Below are 20,765 nucleotides of genomic sequence, written 5' to 3'. Positions count from 1 at the left end.
GAAGATCAGAAAGGACCCACTATGTCCAAGAAGAAATGCGCGATCATTGGTTCCGGCAATATTGGCACGGATTTGATGATCAAGGTGATGCGCACGTCGAAGAATATCGAAATGGGCGCAATGGTCGGCATTGATCCGAATTCGGATGGTCTGGCACGCGCCGCACGGCTCGGCGTGCCGGTCACCCATGAAGGCATCGACGGGCTGCTGCGTATGCCGGAATATCGCGATATCGATATCGTGTTCGATGCAACCTCGGCCAAGGCGCATCTGCATAATGACGCGCTGTTGCAGAAGGACGGCAAGAAGGTCATCGACCTGACACCTGCCGCCATCGGCCCTTTCACCATTCCGGCCATCAATGGCGATGCCAATATCGACGAGCCGAACGTTAACATGGTCACATGCGGCGGTCAGGCGACGATCCCGATGGTCTATGCCGTCAAGCGCACCACCGACCGCGTGGTCTATGGCGAAATCGTCGCTTCGATCTCGTCGCGTTCGGCTGGTCCCGGCACCCGCGCCAATATCGATGAATTCACCGAAACCACGTCGAAGGCGATCCGTGATCTGGGCGGTGCCGAACGCGGCAAGGCGCTGATCATTCTCAACCCTGCCGAACCTCCGCTGATCATGCGCGATACGGTGTTTGTTCTGTCGCAGGGCGGCAGCCGCGAAGCCATCGAGGCTTCGATTGCCGAAATGGTCAAGACGGTTCAGGCCTATGTGCCGGGCTATCGCCTGAAGCAGAAAGTGCAGTTCGAAGTCATCGGCGATAATGCGCCGGTTCGCGTGCCGGGCATCGGGCTCGTATCGGGTCTCAAGACGACGATCCTGCTCGAGGTGGAAGGCGCTGCACATTATCTGCCTGCCTATGCCGGCAATCTCGACATCATGACATCCGCTGCATTGGTCACCGCCGATCATTGGGCAGCAAAAGCGCTTGCCAAGGAGGCTGCATAATGGCCCGCTCCAATCCCGATAAGCTCTATGTTCAGGATGTCACGCTGCGCGACGGCATGCATTCGATCCGCCACCAATACACGCTGAAGGATGTCGTCGCCATTGCGAAGGCGCTGGATGCAGCCAAGGTGGACGCGATTGAAATCACCCATGGTGACGGCCTTGCCGGTTCGACCTTCAATTATGGTTTTGGCCTGCATGACGATGTCGAATGGATCGGCGCGGTTGCCGACGCCTGCGAGCATGCCCGTGTCACCGTGCTGCTCATTCCGGGCATTGGCACGGTGCATGATCTGAAAGAAGCCTATGATGCCGGTGCACGTTCGGTTCGCGTTGCAACCCATTGCACCGAGGCCGATGTATCACGCCAGCATATCGAGGCTGCACGTGAACTGGGCATGGACACGATCGGCTTCCTGATGATGTCGCATATGGCTGAGCCGGAAAAGCTGGTCGAACAGGCGAAGCTGATGGAAAGCTATGGCGCGGAATGCGTCTATGTCACCGACTCGGCAGGCGCGCTGTTGCCGGAGCAATATACGCTGCGCGTCAAGGCGCTGCGCGATGCGCTGCGTCCGGAAACAGAAATCGGCGTTCACACCCACCACAATCTGACGCTTGGCGTTGCCAATGCCGTTGCCGGTATCGAAGCGGGCGCTGTTCGCGTCGATGCATCGCTGGCAGGCATGGGGGCAGGGGCCGGTAATGCGCCGCTTGAAGGCCTGATCGCCGTTCTCAACCGCAAGGGCATTGATACGGGCTGCGACCTCTATGGCCTGATGGATGCAGCTGACGATCTGGTGCGTCCGTTGCAGGACCGCCCGGTGCGGGTGGACCGTGAAAGCCTCTCGCTCGGCTATGCGGGCGTTTATTCGAGCTTCCTGCGTCATGCGGAAAACGCCTCGAAACTCTATGGCGTCGATACGCGCGAAATCCTCATCGAACTTGGCAAGCGCCGCATGGTCGGCGGTCAGGAAGACATGATCATCGACGTCGCCCTCGACATTCTCAAAAACAAGGCCGCGTAAGCAATCGGGTGTCCGATGTTCGACTGAAAAATAGTAGCGATACGAGTTGAAGTGGTGAGCTAATTCTACAGAATGATGGTGCGCGCACTCGAAGTGTATGGCGCGCATATCGAACTGACTTGACCAGTCGGGTGTGGTTCATTGCATGCCCCATAACAATGCTGAACTACAGTGAATGGCAACACATGGCGAAGGTGCAATTTTGCCATGTGTCATCCTTGTCGGAACGTGGCTCCTAACGAGTCTGGAGATTAAACCGCTCGGTCGACGCAAGCTGGCGCGGCTTGCCAGTTCCGCAGTAAGCCGAACAGATGAGCCATCTCACAAGCAGACTGATTTGGACTTAGGAGACGGAATCTTGACCGCGCGAGGTTTCCGTCTGCAGTCGAGTTTCTTGCGTCTGCGTTGATTCAACAAACCGGAATGTTGGTTGGTCCCAAAACTCTTGCCGGATTCAATAGTTTAGCAAATCCTCGGATGTGACGAATAACATTTGGCGGGCGATTGCGAATGAGCAATTTGGGCTGGCGGGAATTGCCTCTCGGCAAGCAGGGTCTCAATGGCGCGGATGTGGCCGCAGCGAACAGCAGGCAATGGAAACGGTGGAAACGGCGCTTCGCAAATTCGACTGCGCTGGGCCGCATTCTGTGCGCGCTCATGGTTCCCGCAACCGTCATCAGTACATACTCATTGATAGGGCCAGCCGGTGCACAGCAGCAATCTGGCTCCGGTGGTGCGGGCGGAGCGGAAGGCACGCCTCCATCCCATTTCGACGCCAAGGGAAATCCGGGAGGACAGGGCTCCGGTGCCCCCGCCATATCCGGCGGTGGCGGCGGCGGAGGTGGAGCAGGCGGTGCCGCAGGTGGGGATCACGACGGCAACAACGCTTCTGCAGGAAGCGGTGGCGCTGGTGGTGAAGGCGCAAGAAGCGCGCATGGCGGCGCGGCAGGCATTAGCGGCATCATCGGTTATACAGGGGATATAGCGCCCGATGTGACGCTGGTACGCGGTTTTAACGGCGACAGTGGCAAACCGGGCGATGTCGGGAAAAAGGGGCAAGGTGCATTTGCAACCGGCAATGGCGCTTCCGGTGGTGGTGGCGGCGGCGGCGGTGGCGGCGGGACCGGCGCAATCTTCACCAGTTCTGTGACGACGCTGACCGACCAAATGATCATCGGAGGTGCAGGCGGCGATGGCGGTGCTGGTGGAAAGGGTGGCGACGGCGTTACCGTATGGAACGTCTTCACCGTTTCTCCGGGGGAGGGTGGCAGCGGCGGCGGCGGTGGAGGAGGTGGCGGTGGCGGTGGCGGCATATCCACGGCTTACGACCTGACTGTCAGCAGCGGGAGTAGCATTCTGGGTGGCGCAGGCGGTGCGGGTGGTGCCGGTGGTATATCGGGCATGCACGCGGATGAAAACAACGATGGCAGCATCATGGTCTGCGAAGACGATGAGGGTGAGATCGAATGTTCCAGCCCGATTTCGCTTCCGTCTGCACCCTATGACACACTCACAACAGGTGGCGGACGCAGTGGCGATGGCGGCAGCGGCGGAGACGGTATCGGCAGTTCGGGTCAGTCTGCTATCGCGATTGAAACCGGTGTCACGGTGCGCGGTGGGGATGGTGGGCAGGGCGGTGTAAGTCTGCCGGGCGGCAATACGGCATCCGATGGTGGCGATGGCGGGCGTGGCGGCAACGGCATCACGTCGACCGGCACGGCTGCAACTATCACGAATGCCGGTGCCGTTAGCGGCGGCAATGGCGGCAATGGCGGGCGCGGCGGTGGCGGCGCGGATACGGGCGGCAATGGCGGCAATGGCGGCGATGGCGGCATCGGTGTATCCATGGCGGCCGGTGCCACGCTGACCAACGTAGCCGGTGCAAGTATAACGGGTGGCAATGCGGGCGCGGGCGGCAAAGCACCTTCGGCTCCCTCCAATCCGCCATCCTGGTGGTACAGGGGCACGGATGGGCAGAACGGAACGGCGGGCGTCGGCGTCTATTTCTCGTCTGGCGATGCGACATTGGTCAACACCGGTACGATTTCTGGTGGTCTCAATCAGGACGGTTCGCGCGCGGCTGCGGTGGTGTTTTCCGGCAGTAACAACACGCTGGTTCTTGGAGCTGGTTATGCCTTCAACGGCAAGGTCGTCGCGGATCCGAGCGGCCAGAACACGCTGGTCTTCGGCGGAACCGGTACGGCCCAGTTCGATCTGACCGGTTTTGAAAAGAGATTTCAGGGGTTCGATGCGCTGGAAAAGCGCGACAGCAGTACATGGACTTTGACTGGCTCGCCGGAAACTTTCAGCGGCGATCTCGGTGTGCATGGCGGAACGCTGGTCCTGACCTCCGCTGCCCAGCTTAATACGGCGGATGTGATCATTGGTTCGGCGCAGGGCGAAAACGCCTTGCTGGAGGTGACGGGCATCGGCACCAGCCTCAATATAAGCGGCACATTGAGTGTCGCTGGCTATGGCGACGATTCACTGACTGTCGCAAATGGTGGGCGAGTTAATGTCGGCGGGGATCTTTCGGTTGGAAGTACCGCATCCGTAATCGCAGGTTCGCAAAACGCGCTGACGGTCAGCGGGAAGGGTTCCACACTGCATTTCGGCGGTACGGCCGATATAGGCGCTCTTCTTTCCGTGGCGGATGGTGGTGCGGTTCAAGGGGGGCAGTTACAGATCGGCGCCGGTGATCCGGGCAGCGATACGGCGCACGTCACGGTGGATGGAGCCGGTTCGCTCCTGAATGTTGCTGAAATCGATGTCGGTTCCGTCGGTAACGGTTCGCTAACGGGATCGAATGGCGCAAGCGTTGGACTGGCGGCAGGCGGCAGCGTCTTGCAGGTCGGACAGAACGGCGCGCAAGGTACCGTGAATATTGGCGCGGCTGCGGGCGAGACAGCGGCTGCAGCCGGAACAATTCACAGCACTGTGGTGCTCGGCAGTCAGGGTACGCTCAACCTCAACCATGATACGACCGGTTACCGCTTCGATACGACGGTGCAAGGCAACGGCACGATCAATTTCCTTGGCGGAACGACGACAATCTCCGGGCAGGGACTGGCCCAGTTTTCCGGCCAGTCGAATATTGGCAACAGCAGTGTCGCGCTGACGAGTTCGGCTGTGGTCGGTGGCACGGTCGCCGTCAACGCTGGCGGTACACTGAGTGGTTCCGGCACATTGGGCAGTACCACGGTCAATAGCGGCGGCACGATTGTTGCCGGTTTGCAGTCGCAACTTACGGTCGATGGTGACCTGACGCTGCAAAGCGGTGCGACCTTTAATTATGGTCTGGGTACGTCCAACGCCCAGAAGGCGGCATCTATTCAGGTCAATGGCGATCTGACGCTGAACGGCGCGACGGTAAACGTCAGTGGCACCTCGGACAGCGCGCTGATCGGCTATCATCGCCTGATTTCCTATAGCGGAACGCTGACGACTGCCAATGCAGGTTTGATGGTGGGCGAAACGCCGATTACCAATCCCATCGCCTATTCATATGCCATCGATTACGCACCGAATGTGGTGGATCTTCTGGTACTGCCAAACGGCCTTGACCTTCTTCAGGTTTGGGGCGGCAATGCGTTGACGCTCGACGGTGGCGATGGAACCTGGTCGGCATCGGATCAGAACTGGCTCGATCCGCTGGGCGGCAGCAGCACACTGGGATCGACGTGGGGACAAGGTTATGCGGTGTTCCGCGGCATTGGCGGTACCGTCACGCTGGATGGAACGCAAACAGCCGTCGGCCTTCAATTCGTGAGCGGCGATTATACCATCACCGGTGGTACAGCTTTGAACCTTGTCGGCTATTCGGGCAATGGCATTACCATTGCCGTGCCGGAATTGCGGGTGCTGGCGGGTGAAACAGCGACCATTGCGTCGACCATTACTGGCAACGACGGGTTGGAGAAAACTGGCGACGGCTTGCTCGTTCTGTCCGGTTCCAACAGTTATTCCGGTCAAACGATAATCAGCGCGGGAACGCTGCAAATTTCCGCGGCGAATAATCTTGGACAGATATCCAATGGCCTTACCATCAATAACGGCACGTTACAGACGACTGGCACCATATCGCTTGGCAGCCTTGTAACGCTCGGCGGTGAAGCGGCATTTGACGTCGCATCTGGCACAGAACTGCAATTGACCGGAGTTATTTCCGGTTCTGGTTCGTTGACCAAGCAGGGCGATGGCACATTGCTGGTCGAAAATACAGCCAATGGCTGGTCCGGCGGCACGCTGATCGAGGCGGGCACACTGCGCATGGCGGCAGGTAGCGCCGGTGCGCTGCCGAATATGACCGATTACGTGATGGTCGGCGGCACACTCGATCTCAATGGCAATGCCCTGACCATGGGTTCATTGTGGGGCAGCGGCGGCACGATCTCCATTGACAGTGCCAGCCTTGCAGTCAATCAGGATACGGACACGGTTTTTGCGGGAGATATCACTGGCGCCGGCGCAAACAGCAGCCTGACCAAAAACGGCGATGGTATTCTGGTCCTGACAGGAAACAACAGTTTTCAGGGGCAGACCAGTATTCTGGGCGGCACGCTGGCAATATATGAAGCACAGAATATCGGCAGCGGTGCGGCGGCCATTTCAATCAGCGATGCAACGCTGGCGACGCTTGGCAATATCACGCTGGCGCGCGGCGTTGAATTGTCTGGTACGGCAACCATTGACACATTGCTTGCGACGGCGCTCGAGCTGTCGTCTGATGTGTCGGGAAGCGGTGCATTGTACAAGGAGGGTGCAGGTTCGCTTATTTTAAGCGGTGACGCCAGCCATAGCGGCGGCACCACAATTGCCAACGGTTTTCTGCAAATCGGCAATGGCGGCGCCACGGGTTCGATTGCTGGTAATATCGTCAATAATGGCGGTCTAGTCTTCGACCGGCAGAATAGCTACACCTATTCCGGTGTGGTTTCAGGCGCTGGCGCGCTGATCCAGGCAGGTGCTGGCACCACGGTCCTCACTGGCGAAAACAGCTATACCGGCAATACGTTTATCGCTGGCGGTACATTGCAGATCGGCAATGGCGGAACCACAGGCTCCATCATCGGTGGCGTTTTGAACGAAGGCACTCTGGCCGTCGACCGGTCGGACAGTTACAGCCTCGACGGTCTGATCGTTGGTACCGGCTCCTTCGTGCAAGCGGGATCCGGCACAACCATTCTCACTGCCGACAACGCTTATTACGGCGGGACGACCATTGCCAATGGCACGCTGGAATTGGGAGCAGGCGGCAATTCCGGCTGGATCGAAGGCGACGTTCTGAACAATGGCACGCTGGTCTTCAATCGCTCGGACGCGGTGCTTTTCTCCGGCGATATCACAGGCAATGGAGCGGTGAACCAGATCGGCGCTGGCACCACGGTTCTTGCTGGCGACAACACCTATACCGGTGGCACGAACATTCTGTCCGGCGCGCTGGTCATCGGCAATGGCGGAACATCCGGTGCGATAACAGGCAATGTCGACAATGACGGTATCCTTGCCTTCAACCGGTCCGACACAATGACTTATGCGGGCACGATCAGCGGCTCCGGCAGCGTGCAGCAGATCGGCACAGGGACAACTATCCTGACCGGTAGCAACAGCTATACCGGCGCGACGACGATCGCGGCCGGGCGCTTGCAAATCGGCGATGGCGGTACGTCCGGTTCCATTACTGGCCACGTGCTCAATGACGGCACGCTGGCTTTCAAGCGGTCGGATACAGTGACCTTCGATGGCATGGCGTGGGGTGACGGTAAACTGGAGCAGGCGGGCACCGGTACGCTCGTTCTGACCGGCAGAAATCAATATGGCGGCGGCGTCAGCATATCGTCAGGTACATTGCAATTGGGCGACGGTGGCGAAAGCGGCACGCTTGCGGCAAATGTCGAGAATAGTGGGCAGTTCGTTGTCAATCGTTCTGGAAGTGTTGTGCTGAAAGGCGATATTTCCGGTTCCGGTTCATTCGAGCAAGTCGGCAGCGGCGTGACGGTGCTCGCAGGCAATAACAGCTATGGCGGCGGCACGACGGTTCAGTCCGGCACGCTGGTGGTCGGGCTTGGCGATACCGGAAGTATTGCCGGCGATATCGTCAATAATGGCACGCTCGCCTTCAATCGCTCGGACAGGTACAGCTTTTCGGGCGCTATCTCAGGGACCGGCGCATTCTGGCAGATCGGCGAGGGCACAACAGTTCTTAGCGGCAATAGCAGCTATTCGGGCGCGACCGGCGTTTATGACGGTCGTCTGGCGGTCAACGGCTCGATTGCATCTTCATCACTGGTCTCCGTCTATGAAGGCGGCGAACTTGGTGGAAACGGCATCGTTTCCACGACCCATATCGACGGCGGTACACTTGCGCCCGGCAATTCCATTGGTACCCTCACGGTCAACGGCGACCTGAGTTTTACCGGAACATCGACCTATGCCGTGGAGGTCTCGGCATCGGATGCCGACCGGGTCAATGTCACAGGCCAGGCTGATCTTGGTGGCGCAACGGTAGCAGCGACGTTCGCGCCTGATAAATATGTCATGCGTCGCTATACGATCCTCAATGCGGAAGGCGGAATTGGCGACAGCCGGTTCAGCACGGAATTGACAACCGATCTGCCGGAGAGCTTTACCTCAAGTCTGAGCTACGATGCTGACAATGCTTATCTCGATCTGACCCTGAACATGATTGGTCTCAACGTGAACCAACGCAATGTTTCGGCGGCGCTGGTTGGCTATTTCAACCGTGAAGGACAGATTCCACTGGCCTATGGCGGGTTGGATGCGGAGGGACTGACGGTCGCATCAGGCGAATTGGCGACGGCTGTTCAGCAAACGACCGTGGATGCAATGAGCCAGTTCATGGCGACGCTGACGGATCCATTGGTTGCGGGAGGGGCGAAAACAGGAGCCTCTGTTGAAAGTGATCCCTTCAAGGCGCGCTGGAATGTGTGGGGTGCCGGGTTTGGTTCATCGCGCTCGCTGGATGGTGACAGCATCATCGGGTCACATGATTTGCGCAGCAAGATCAACGGTGTGGCCGTCGGCGCGGACTATCGGCTGTCGCCCGATACCTTGCTCGGCTTTGCCGTGGCCGGCGGACATAGCAGTTTCAGTCTCTCCGACGGTTTGGGCAGCGGCAATTCGGATCTGTTCCAACTCGGCCTTTATGGTCGTCAGACGGTCGGAAATGCTTATTTCAGTGCGGCCCTGGCTTATGGCTGGCAGGATATAGAGACAGAACGCGCCGTCGCGTTGAACGGTTTCGATACGCTACAGGCCGGTTATGACGCCAATGCCTGGTCAGGTCGTCTGGAAGCCGGTTATCGTTTCGACACGCCATGGATAGGGATTACACCCTATGCCGCCGGGCAATTCGTCAGCTTCGATCTGCCGTCCTATGCGGAAACCGTTGGTAGCGGTGCTGATACCTATGCATTGCGATATGCATCGAAGCACGAAACGGTCGGGCGCGGCGAAATGGGCCTGCGAGCAGACAGATCCTTTGCGCTCAGCGACGGAGTTTTCACCCTGCGCGGCAGGGCTGCGTGGGTGCGAAACGTCAACAATGATCGCGTCATGTCGGCAATGCTCACCGGATTGCCCGGGGCCGGATTTGTGGTGAACGGCGCTTCGGTATCGCGTGATACGGGCCTCGCCAGCATTTCAGCGGAAATGCTGTGGAACAACGGACTGGCGCTGGGCGCGGCTTTCGATGCGGAATTTTCGGGAGCGAGCAGCAATTATGCCGGAAAGGGCGTGCTGCGCTATAAATGGTAAGATTGTCGGGCTGACGGAACTGCGTCAGCCCGAGGTTTTTTAATTACGAACGCGGGGCCTTGGTCCAGTGGCCCGTGCCGCCGCCATTGTAGAACTCAATGTTAAAACCCTGCACCTGACCCTGGTCGACCTTGAAGACGATGGATGCGAGCGAACCGACGAGTTCTGCCTCTCCGACCGGGACAAAGGCGAAAGTATCGCCGTCCCAATGTTGCAGCGGGAACTGCATTTCCTTCGGACCGAGAACGAGTGTCAGCGTTCCTTTGATTTCCTTGATTTCCGTCTTGCCGAAATAGGCGTTGTCGAAGCTGCCGGTATAATCCTGCAAGGCTTTGGAAGGTAATGGCGCGGCTGGCTTTTCCTTGAAGGACAGGTCGCCCTGTGGCTGGAAAAAGCCCTTCATGACGCCGTTATAGGCGGCGAACCAGTCGCGGGAGGATTTGCCGTAAAGGGCTATGTCGGTGAACTGCGCGACTACCGATTCCGCGGCCCCAACCGGAGCGCCATTGGTCAGGACGATGATGCCGATACCGGCCGACGGTACGATCTTGAAGGCCGTGCCTGCGCCGAGCAGGAAAGCGCCGGAATGGCCCATGGACGGGCGACCGCCAAGTTCTGTGCTGACGTTGAAGCCATAGCCGTAGAAGCCAGAGCGTGCGCTAGTATCGTGTGCGCGAGCGCTGAAGGATTGCGGCGAAAGCGCCGGCAGAAGCGCATCTTCTGCGATCAGGCGCTTGCCCTTGTACTCGCCATTGGCAAGCAGCAGTTTCAGCCATTCCGCCAGATCGACGACAGTGGACGACACACCGCCAGCTGGCGCCTGTTCATCTGCATCGCGCTGTCCGAGCGGCAGGAACGCGCCGTTCTGATAGACATGGAGTGAGGCGCGATTGTCATGCGCCGTATAATCGGCATAGCGATAGCTGGTCGATTTCATGCCCAGCGGCTGGAGAAGCTGTTCGTCTGCCAGCTTGTCCCATGGTTCATGCGCTGCCGCTGCAACAGCCTCCGCGCCGATGGTCGTGCTGAAATTCGCATAGTGATAGGAGGTGCGGAACGGATCGAGCGGCAATTGCTGCAAGCGGGCGATCACGTCATTGCGCTTGAAGCCGAGGTCTTCGAGATCATCGCCTGCCGTGCCCGGCAAACCGCTGCGATGCGCGAAGAAATCCCCGATGGTTCCGTGTTCCGACACATAGTCGTTGTTCAGTTTGAAACCGGACAGATGTTTTGCCACCGGATCGTCCCACGCAACCGCGCCCTTCGTCACCTCGATGGACGCAACAGTCGCGGATATGGATTTCGAAATCGAAGCGATCTGGAACACGGTGTCGGCATTTACGGCGGCATCCTTGCCCATTTCCCGTTTGCCGTAGCCTTTCGCAAACACGGTCTTGCCGCCGCTGACCACAGCAACCGCCATGCCGGGCACACGGCTGCGTTTCATAATATCGGCAACGATCTGCGGCAGGGCCTTGAGCGCCTTATCAGTGCTTCCTTTCGGAATCTGTACAACGTCGGCAGCCGGATTGGGCTGGCTTTGAATGGAGACCGACTGCGACAGAGCCGCTGTCGAGCAGCCGAGCGCGAACAGACAGGCAAGGACGATGGACGACGTTCTGGTTCTCACGTTGGTGTTCATGGTTGCCTTAAAACCCCGTTTGATAAGCGATGCGGAAAACACCCTGATTGATGTTCAGGGTCTGGTCTTGTTGGTGGATAAGTCCCGTTTGCAGAATGACGCCGATGGGCGTGACGTAGGTGACAGTGCCTGCCACGCCCCAGTCCCAGTCGGACTGAAGCCCGTATTGCGCCAGTTTTTGATCTCTGCCGGATAATTTGCGCATCGCGGTTGTCGCCGTGAACTGCCAACGATCATAAGACAGTGATAGAGATGTCACTCCGTTGCCGTTGGAAACCGGTGTGCCGCGAAAGGCGCTGGAAAAAGTGGCTTCGTTGAACCAGCTCAGGTTCCATTTGTCAGTCAGGGCCGTATCGTAACGTAGTCGGGCGGAGATCGTGTTGGCACTTTCGCCATAACCGGCTTCCGCTTCCAGCCGTCCGACATCTACGCCGCCGGATATGTTTTTCAAGCCGGGCACATTGCGGAAATCATAGGACAGGATGAACGAATTCAGATCGTTGCTGAAGGCGGGCGGCTGGCCTTCGGTGGGCGAGATGAAACCGTCGTCGAGGCTGAGGCGGCGGCTTAGAACTGTATCGTCGCGCTTAAACACCAAACCGGCGAATGAATGCGCGCCTATACTCTCGGTGTTGAATGTATAGCGTCCGCCAAGTCCGATTGAGCCATTATACTGAAAATCGTCGGTGAAGCCGCTATAAAGACCGTCAATGGCGTGCCAGCCATCGCCGAAGCCGATATCCATCTTGCCGCCATAGAGCGCAAAATTGTCGTGGGTGTAAGAGGCAAACAGGTTTTTCAGATTGAAGCCGAGATCGGAAAAGGCGTTGTCTTGCGTTGCCTCGACAGACGAGTCGAACGTGATTTTCGAAAGGATGGAGAATTGCTGTGACAATTGCCAGACGAGCGCGGCTTCCGCTGTCGGCTGCACGCTGTTCCAGTGTGAACGCGGAATCTGGCCGTTGCTGTCCTTGATTCCGAAATAGCCGGTATAGCCGGTCATGAACAGCAACTGACCGTTCAGTTTCGGATAATCGCCCGCAGCATCTCCATCGCCCAGCTTGCTATAGGGTGTCAGGAATATTTCGGTTTTGAAAATGTCGCGCTTTTCTTGCGCAAATCCGTCGGGCATGCCCGACGCAAGCAAAGCCGTAGTACCGAGCAGAGTGCTGTATAGCAGACGACGGGAAAAGATTGCTTTCCATCGCCTGCCGAATTGCCGAAGCAGTGCGAAACTCTGCATGATTAGCGAGCCAGTTCAGCCGCCAGCTCGCGTACCTGCGAATGGATATTCTCGAACATGCCGAAATTGACCCGGCTGGCGACGACAAATATGCCAAGCTTGCGGTTGGGCGACAGAACCGCATAGCTCATGAATCCACCAAGGCCGCCACTTTTGCCGAGCAGAAACGGCGTTTCATCACGGGGCAGGGTGGCGACCCAGCCAAGCCCCATGCCGTCGCCTGCCGTGACTTCGGTTCCGATCACATGCTTCAGGCCGTCATATGGCAGCCAAAGCGTATGATCAAGCAGCGCATCTTCCCTGGACTGGGTCGCGCCGTCGAGATGCCAGCGCATCCAGCGCACCATGTCGTCCGCCGTGGTGTAGATACCGGCGCTGGCATACATGATGTCGGGAACGGGGCTGTTCGCATCCGGCTTGTCAAGGGGATCGAGCCCGGTCATCAGCCGCTTCTTCTGCTCGTCGCTCAACACATTGGTCGTGTCGGTGAGCCCGGCCGGTTTCAGCACTTCGTTGGCGAGGACCGTGGAATAATCCGCACCGCCAGCTTTGGCGAGCGCATCGCCCAGAAGACCGTAGCCGAGATTTGAATAAATCGTGGTGGTCCCGGGCACATAAGCCGGCTTGTTGCTTCCGATCCACTTCCAGTAATAATCACGGTCGAAGGCGGCAAATGGGTTGTCCGTGATTTTCGTATCGGGATTGGGCAACTCGCGCGGCAGACCGGCAGAATGCGTGGCCAGATCAAGCAGGGTGATCGGACGTCCGTTGACTTCGACCTTGGCGCCTTCCGGCGCATATTTTGTAAGCGGGTCGGTTAGCTTGAGTTTGCCTTTCGCGGCGAGCGCAGCCAACAAATCACCAGCAAAAACCTTGGAAACGGAGGCGATACGGAAAACCGAATGCGCGTCCGGTTCGACATTGCTGCCGGGGGCAGTCTCACCATAGGCCTGGATGATGCTGTTATCGCCCTGCACCACGGCGATGATCAGCCCCGGTGCACCGGAGTTGAGGAAAAGCTGCATCCCTGCCATGGAGACGGCATCCTTCAAGGCAAGGTCTTCGGCTTTTGTCTGAGCGTTATTGGCAAGGAGAATGCTGGTGGTGATCAGCGAGAGAGCGGTAAAATGCGCTAGCATCCGAGAGGACATGTCGAGACCCTTAAAGAACCGTGGAGAACGTTCTGATGCAAGCACCATCCAAGAAATTGCGGGAATGACAATATTTCAAGGACGAAACGACGTGCCGGTCTGACGAATGACATGATGCTAAAAGTGTAACGGTCACAATGAACTAGGCGGCTATATTCCCATGCGTTCGCGTAGTTGCTTCCGGTAGGAGCGTGACACTGGCCATGCGCGGTCGATGGAGCGCATCTTGATCTGCCATTTGTCGATTTTTCTGCGGTCGACATCAATGACATGCAGCGTATTCACGAAGGCGGTTCTGTGTATCCGGAGAAAGACCTTTGACGGCAGCAGGCTGGACCACATGCCGAGCGAGCGGGAATCGAGCAGCATGGATCCATCTTCGAGCCAGATTTCACTGTAATTGCCAGCTGAGCGCACCCCGACGATGATTTCGGGATGAACGCCGCGCACCACGCCGCGATTTCTCAGATAGACGAGGGGAGCAGCGTTTTCCGGTGCGATTATCTTTTCAAGGGCGTGACCGGTCGAGTATTTTGCCTGTCCGATGAGATTGGCGCACTGAAACAGGGCTTTGACTTCGCTGGCTGACCATATCTTGTTTGCGACGGTCGTATCGAAGCCGATGATGCCGCGCAGTTTATTGTCATAGAAGATGGGCACGCTCAGGACGCTCTTATTGCTCTGGCGGAGAAACTCCACCTGAATTGCGCGCGCTGTCCGGGGCAGGTCTGTCACGTCGTGGACCGCCACCGCATGTCCCAGAACCAGATATTTGTGCAGCCAGGCGATCAGTGTGGTCGGCGTTTCCTGAAGTTCGGAAATATAGGCCTTAGTTTGCCCCCGGCACCATTCATGGGTGTTGCAGAACCGAAGCAGGTCTGGCCGGTACTCGATCATCCATGCCCGGTCGGCGTTCGATGCCGTGCCCATCAGGGCGAGTTGTTCGGATATAGCTTCATCGACGGCATATTTGAGCAGGCTCATGCCGCAGAGATAGGGCCAGTCCAGCGAGGCGCTGCGCTCAAAATCCGCCTTGGCGTGAATCCTGTAAGAGCCTAGGTCTTCTGACACGTCGGTCTGGAGCATGGCTTGTCCCCCGCCCAGCCCGGAAATCGAGTGAAATGGCGTGGGGTGTTTCCCTATCCGATTGGATGCCCCCGCATCATTTGCACCAACCAAAAGGGGTGAGCCTACTGCTGATGAATTAGCAACATCAGTTTTGCTCCAACGAAGGGCTTAGTCAAACTCTAGATGTAAGTTGAATAGGCTATTAAGATCACGACGAGAGTTATTGAAGTTTTTTGTTGGCGCAACGAGATGAAATAATGACGCGAATCTGCCATATCAAACTGATTGCTATTTGATAGCTAACAGCGATGCGGCGAAAACGAAAACAGCTAAGTTATTGATTTTTTTGGTGCCGCTTGCGTGACTCGAACACGCGACCCCATCATTACGAATGATGTGCTCTACCAACTGAGCTAAAGCGGCCCGGGAACCTTCGTTCCAACTCCTGAAGGAGATTCCATTCGTTTCCGTCTGGACGGTGCGCTGATAACCAAAAGCAGAACGGAAAGCAAGGCAGAAATCGAACAAAGCGTCAGATTGTTGCGCACCTTGTAAAAACAGGGCCTTCCATCGGAGAGGCCCTGTTCGTAACTCGACGGCGCGATGCCTTATGCGCCTGCACAGATCCGGTTTCGCGCTTCCTTATATTCCCGCTCCAGGCGGTCGATCAGCGCCGCCGCGGGAGCGACTTCATGAATTGCGCCGATGCCCTGTCCGCAGCCCCAGATATCCTTCCAGGCCTTCGCGCCTTCCTTGTGGGCCTGATCAAAATCCATCTTCGACGGATCGGCCTCAGGCAGATTGTCCGGGTCGAGGCCAGACTGGGCAATGGAAGGCTTGAGATAATTGCCGGCGATGCCGGTGAAGTAGTTCGAATAGACGATGTCAGCTGCCGTCGAATCGACAATCATCTGCTTGTAAGCATCGACTGCGCGCGCTTCTGTCGTCGCGATGAATGGAGAACCGATATAGGCGAGGTCCGCGCCCATGGCCTGTGCCGCGAGAATAGAGCGGCCATTGGCGATTGCGCCGGACAGAAGCAGCGGCCCGTCGAACCAAGCCCGGATTTCCTGCACCAGTGCAAAGGGGGATAGAGGCCCCGCATGGCCGCCCGCACCGGCGGCAACGGCGATCAGGCCGTCCGCGCCTTTGCGAATGGCGGAGTTGGCATGGCGGTTGTTGATGACATCATGCAGCACGATGCCGCCATAGGAATGGATTGCAGCATTCACCTCTGGCACTGCGCCAAGCGAGGAAATGACAATCGGCACTTTGTATTTCACGCAGAGGCCGAGATCGTGCTCCAGCCGCTTGTTGGAACGGTGGACGATCTGATTGACCGCAAATGGTGCTGCCGGACGGTCCGGATTGGCCTTGTCGTGGGCGGCGAGACCTTCGGTGATTTCAGCCAGCCACTCATCGAGCTGCGCCTCCGGGCGCGCATTGAGGGCAGGGAAGGAACCTACGACGCCAGCCTTACACTGCGCCATCACAAGTGCCGGATATGAAATGATGAATAGGGGCGCGCCGACAACAGGAATGCGCAATCTGTTCTTCAAACTATCCGGCAAGGCCATATCATTCTCCTCAAAAATTGACGTTTCCGTAAACGTAATATCTGTATCACGCCTGCATAGAACGGCAATACGAAAGATTAAGAGAGATTCGTCCTGAGAACCAAGTGAAAGCGTCGGCCAAGCCAATGCGAAATGTCCGAGGCATGGAGGCTTCCTTGGCGCGCTTGTGGATGATTCTGCTGAAACCATCATGGATTTACGGTGTAATCCCGCTGGGAAGTTACTGATGCTGAGGGCTAGGCAGGCGAATGACGAGTTCAGAATGCTGTCACTAAGGCGGCGGCACCGACCGGTTATTTGTTCTTTTATCCAGTCTTGATCCGTATGTTGGTGGAGATTTCTGCATCAGATTCAATCTGCTAGGGTAAGGTCATGAAATGAAAGGTTCGGGGAAAAGAGCATTGAAAGTCGATATTTGACGGCGAGACGGGTCTTATCAGGTAGCCAAATCGGTTATTGAACGGCTAAATGCCTTGATTCAGACGCTAAATTCGCTGAGGCTTGTGAAAAGCCGCTTTCCGAATATCGGTTTTGATCTTTTGGAATGCGCATAAGGCGGGAAACGTGAACACGGGGACGAGCGGCCTTTGGATAGTATAGAACGCGCCATCAGAAACGCATTTGCCAAAGCAGATGCCTATAACCCGGCGACCCGTCAGCGCATCTACGAATCCGCATGGGGCGCCCATGAACGTGCGCTCGCTGCCAATACCGCACTGACCGATGCTCAAAAAGAACAACGTCGCCAGAAGCTGAAAGATGCCATCTCCGACATCGAGCAGGAATTCTCTGCGCCGCGCCAGAACGAAGACAAGGCAGAGCCATCGTTGGATGCGCCGCATCGCGATGATCCTGTCCTCGGTGGCGCTGCGGCTGCGAGCAACACTCCGGCTCTCGATACTGGCGATATTCGGTCCCGTTCGGCCAAGAAAAAAGGTGGCAGTGCCGATCTTGGCTATGAAGGCGGGGTATCGCGTAAGGAAAAGCGCGGGAAGAAGAAGCGCCATTCGCCCTTTTATAGCTATGGTATTCCGGCGCTCGTGTTGTTTGTCGCGGTCATGATCGGTTATTCGCTCTATAGCAGTTTCATCGATCTGAGCCGTGGCCCGTCCAGCAGCCCGTTGCATAGCGACGGAGGCGGAGCGCCGCTAAAGGATGGCGAAGAACCGGGCGGTGCCAAGTGGATTACCATTTTCCAGCCGTCTGAAGCGACACGCATGTCGGTGCAGGGTAGCGCCACAGCGGAAATCTTGCGCGACGGTCCGAGCAGCTTTGCCCGCGTGAAATCCTCGGGTGAAGGTGATACCGTTAAGTTCGACGTTGGCGAAGGCATTCTCGACCAGCTTGCTGGCAAGACCGCCACGTTCGATATTATCGCCAAGGCTGATGGCGGCAAGATAACGCAAATGTCCGTCAGCTGCGATTTCGCAGGCTTCGGCGATTGTGGGCGCCGACGTTATGATGTGGGTGAATCGCGCAACGATTTTCTGTTCGATCTCGATTTTGCAGGTGGCAAGAAGGCCGGTCGCGCGGGTGTCATCACGATTAATTCCGACCTGAGCGGATCGGGTAAGCCGGTTGACATCTACGAAATCCGCGTGTCGACGAACGCACAATAATTACGGAGAAACAACGGGCTGGCAGCTTTTCTTCCCTTCTATTTGAGGAAAGTCAGCTCAGCAGTTTTTCCAGCGTTTCAAGCCGGTCCGCTTCGCGGGGCGGCTTGTCCCATCTCAGGCGCGAAAAGCGCGGAAAGCGCATCGCGACACCGGATTTATGGCGCGTTGACCGGTTTAATCCTTCGAAGGCCACTTCCACGACGAGCCCGTGATCGGGTTCTGCACGGACTGAACGCACGGGGCCGAAACGCTCGATGGTGTTTTCGCGAACAAATTTATCCAGCAGTTTCAGCTCTTCGTCAGTGAAGCCAAAATAAGCCTTACCGACAGGCACCAGAGCCGGTTCGTCCTCGGGTCCCGTCCAGACTGCGAATGTGAAGTCGGAATAATAGCTCGACCGCTTGCCGTGGCCACGTTGCGCATAGACGACCACTGCATCAACGGTGAAGGGATCACGCTTCCACTTGAACCATGGCCCCTTGGGGCGTCCGGGAAGATAGGTGCTATCATGCCGCTTCAGCATCACGCCTTCGATGACCGGGTGCGGAGGGTTGACGCGCAAGGCGGCCAGTTCGCTGAAATCGGCAAAAGGCAGCACGGGCGATAGATCGAACCTGCGTGGGTTGAGTTGGCTGACGAAGGCCTCAAGCCGCCTGCGACGCTCGGCAAAGGGCAGGGCGCGCAGATCCTCACCGGATTGCTGGTTGCCCTCTTGCAGAAGATCATAGGCGCGGATGAAAGCCGGATAGTCGCGCAACTGTTTGGCGCTGACGGTCTTGCGGTTCAATCGCTGTTGCAGGTCCGAGAAGGTGGCGGTTTCGATGCCGGTTTCACCGTGATGGCCGACGAGCAGTTCACCGTCGATGGCGCCTTCAAAGTCCATCGCCTCAAGGACATCTGGAAAAGCGCCGGAAATGTCATCGCCGGTGCGTGAGTAGAGCTTGCGAGTTCCGTTTTCCGAGACGGCTTGCACGCGGATACCGTCCCATTTCCATTCTGCGCTGAATGCTGTGGGGTCGAGCGCAGAAATATCCGCTTCATCCAGTGCTGTGGCCAGCATAACGGGACGGAAAGGTGCATCGGCTGTCGCGGCAGGTTTAGGAGCAAGGCCTTCCAGCCAGGCGAAGAGAGCCGTATAGGGCGGCGACTGGCCGTGCCAGAGTTCTTCGATTTCTGTCACATCCACGCCGCCGAAATCGGCGAGCGCCTGTTTGGCAAGGCGTGCTGAAACGCCGATGCGCAAGCCGCCGGTCACGAGTTTCAAAAGCGCATAGCGTTCCGATATGCCGAGAAGATCCAGCCAGCCTGATACCAGAATCGGACCTTCGCGGCGCGAGGCATGTTGCAATTCATGCACCACAACGCCGAGTGAAAGATTGGTGCCCGGCGAGGTTTCGCTCGGGCCGGGCCAGATCAGCGAAATGGTTTCGGCCAGATCGCCGACATAATCATAGGAATAGGCGAAAAGGGTCGGGTCCGTCCGCTCGGCAATCAGCGCGCGCAGCATGGCGGGTTTTACGCTTTGCAGTTCCAGATCGCGCGTGATGGCGGCCAGCGCCAGTCCACGGTCAGGATCGGGCGTGGTGCGAAAATAATCGACAAGCAGGCGCAGCTTGCCGTTACGCTGCGGTGTGAGAACCAGACGGTCGAGAAGTTCGGCGAAGGCACGCATCAATCGCCCTCGTCTTCATAGCCGATAAGATGCAGTGGCTTTGCCGGGATGTTCTGCAATTCGCACCAGCGAACCAGAGCCTCCTCCCGCCCATGCGTCACCCAGACCTCCGCCGGTGCAATTTCCGCTATTGTTTCCGTCAGCTCGTCCCAGTCGGAATGGTCGGAGATGATCAGCGGCAGTTCGATGCCCTGTTGCTTGGCACGCTGGCGGATACGCATCCAGCCTGAGGCAAAGGCCGGAACAGGATCGGGAAAACGCCGCGCCCAGCGATCGGAAAAGGCAGTTGGCGGGCCGACAATGATTTTGCCTGCAAAATCAGGCTGTTTCTCGCCGCGCTCCAATGTTGCAGGTTCAAGCGGACCAAGGTCGATACCGCGCATCTGGTAATAGTCGCACAATGTTTCCAAAGCGCCGTGAATGTGGATCGGATCGCTATAGCCAGCATTGCGAATGAGTTTGATCACGCGCTGCGCCTTGCCGAGCGAGTAAGCGCCGACCAGATGCGCGCGCTCCGGAAAAAGTGAGAGTGATTTCAAGAGCTTTGCGATTTCATGCGATGCATCGGGGTGGCGAAATACCGGCAGCGCAAATGTCGCTTCGGTGATGAAGACATCGCATTTGATGGGCTCGAATGGCGCGCAGGTCGGGTCTGCCGAGCGTTTGTAGTCACCCGATGCAACAATGCGGGTTGCATCTTTTTCAACGGCTATCTGTGCCGAACCGAGCACATGGCCAGCGCCGTGAAAACTGACGCGAACGCCGTTGATCGTCAGCGTTTCACCCAAAGCCATCGGTTGCACGGTTTCGGCAAAGCCCTCGCCATAGCGAAGCCGCATGATGTCGAGCGTTTCCTGCGTGGCCAGAACATGGGTATGCCCTGCACGGGCATGATCGGAGTGGCCATGGGTGATCAGCGCGCGCTCCACCGGACGCACCGGATCGATATAAAAATCGCCGGGCGGGCAATAAAGACCTTTTGGAGAAGAACATAAGAGCTGATTGAAGCGCATAAAGCCAAGATAG

11 protein-coding genes and 1 tRNA gene are annotated in these 20,765 nt (G+C 57.6%); 4 read left to right on the top strand and 8 right to left on the bottom strand.

What is annotated here, in order from left to right; all coding sequences use genetic code 11:
- The first annotated feature begins 21 nt into the window (after positions 1-21).
- The 3 genes from ACTJKP_RS19590 to ACTJKP_RS19580 all read left to right on the top strand — a co-directional run bounded on the left by ACTJKP_RS19590 (position 22) and on the right by ACTJKP_RS19580 (position 9,767).
- Positions 22-963 (top strand): acetaldehyde dehydrogenase (acetylating), encoded by a 942-nt coding sequence (locus ACTJKP_RS19590; RefSeq protein WP_440630967.1) that lies wholly within the window; start codon positions 22-24, stop codon positions 961-963.
- Positions 963-1,991 (top strand): 4-hydroxy-2-oxovalerate aldolase, encoded by a 1,029-nt coding sequence (dmpG, locus tag ACTJKP_RS19585; protein WP_078341218.1) that lies wholly within the window; start codon positions 963-965, stop codon positions 1,989-1,991. Before ACTJKP_RS19590 ends, dmpG begins: the two co-directional genes overlap by 1 nt.
- A gap of 510 nt (positions 1,992-2,501) precedes the next feature.
- Positions 2,502-9,767, top strand: coding sequence for an autotransporter-associated beta strand repeat-containing protein (locus tag ACTJKP_RS19580; RefSeq protein ID WP_440631848.1), 7,266 nt, complete (start codon positions 2,502-2,504; stop codon positions 9,765-9,767).
- Positions 9,768-9,810: 43 nt separating this feature from the next.
- Here ACTJKP_RS19580 and ACTJKP_RS19575 read toward each other — a convergent pair whose 3' ends face one another.
- The 6 genes from ACTJKP_RS19575 to ACTJKP_RS19550 form a co-directional block, all read right to left on the bottom strand.
- On the bottom strand, positions 9,811-11,397 hold the full coding sequence (locus tag ACTJKP_RS19575; RefSeq protein WP_440631847.1) for a serine hydrolase: 1,587 nt from the start codon (positions 11,395-11,397) through the stop codon (positions 9,811-9,813).
- Positions 11,398-11,416: 19 nt separating this feature from the next.
- Complete coding sequence (locus tag ACTJKP_RS19570; protein WP_440631846.1) at positions 11,417-12,541, bottom strand: hypothetical protein; 1,125 nt, start codon at positions 12,539-12,541, stop codon at positions 11,417-11,419.
- A 113-nt stretch (positions 12,542-12,654) separates the two neighbouring features.
- Entirely contained in the window at positions 12,655-13,803 is a 1,149-nt protein-coding gene (ampH, locus tag ACTJKP_RS19565; protein WP_440631845.1) for a D-alanyl-D-alanine-carboxypeptidase/endopeptidase AmpH, read from the bottom strand.
- Positions 13,804-13,953: 150 nt separating this feature from the next.
- Positions 13,954-14,889 (bottom strand): LytTR family transcriptional regulator DNA-binding domain-containing protein, encoded by a 936-nt coding sequence (locus tag ACTJKP_RS19560; RefSeq protein WP_440631844.1) that lies wholly within the window; start codon positions 14,887-14,889, stop codon positions 13,954-13,956.
- A 329-nt stretch (positions 14,890-15,218) separates the two neighbouring features.
- Positions 15,219-15,294, bottom strand: a tRNA-Thr gene (locus tag ACTJKP_RS19555).
- Between the two features lie 185 nt (positions 15,295-15,479).
- Positions 15,480-16,448, bottom strand: coding sequence for an NAD(P)H-dependent flavin oxidoreductase (locus tag ACTJKP_RS19550; protein ID WP_440631843.1), 969 nt, complete (start codon positions 16,446-16,448; stop codon positions 15,480-15,482).
- Between the two features lie 587 nt (positions 16,449-17,035).
- Between ACTJKP_RS19550 and ACTJKP_RS19545 the strand changes: the two genes are divergently transcribed.
- Complete coding sequence (locus ACTJKP_RS19545; RefSeq protein ID WP_440631842.1) at positions 17,036-18,067, top strand: hypothetical protein; 1,032 nt, start codon at positions 17,036-17,038, stop codon at positions 18,065-18,067.
- A 52-nt stretch (positions 18,068-18,119) separates the two neighbouring features.
- Here ACTJKP_RS19545 and ACTJKP_RS19540 read toward each other — a convergent pair whose 3' ends face one another.
- Both ACTJKP_RS19540 and ACTJKP_RS19535 read right to left on the bottom strand, forming a co-directional pair.
- The gene (locus tag ACTJKP_RS19540) at positions 18,120-19,739 is read right to left on the bottom strand and encodes a cisplatin damage response ATP-dependent DNA ligase (RefSeq protein ID WP_440631841.1); all 1,620 of its coding nucleotides are present in this window, start codon (positions 19,737-19,739) and stop codon (positions 18,120-18,122) included.
- Complete coding sequence (locus ACTJKP_RS19535) at positions 19,739-20,752, bottom strand: ligase-associated DNA damage response exonuclease (protein WP_440631840.1); 1,014 nt, start codon at positions 20,750-20,752, stop codon at positions 19,739-19,741. Before ACTJKP_RS19535 ends, ACTJKP_RS19540 begins: the two co-directional genes overlap by 1 nt.
- Positions 20,753-20,765 lie beyond the last annotated feature (13 nt).

It is taken from the genome of Brucella sp. 22210 (assembly GCF_052045675.1).
GTDB lineage: Bacteria > Pseudomonadota > Alphaproteobacteria > Rhizobiales > Rhizobiaceae > Brucella.
Note: the sequence above shows the minus strand (reverse complement) of the source record. Positions and strands in the feature narration are given on the sequence as shown.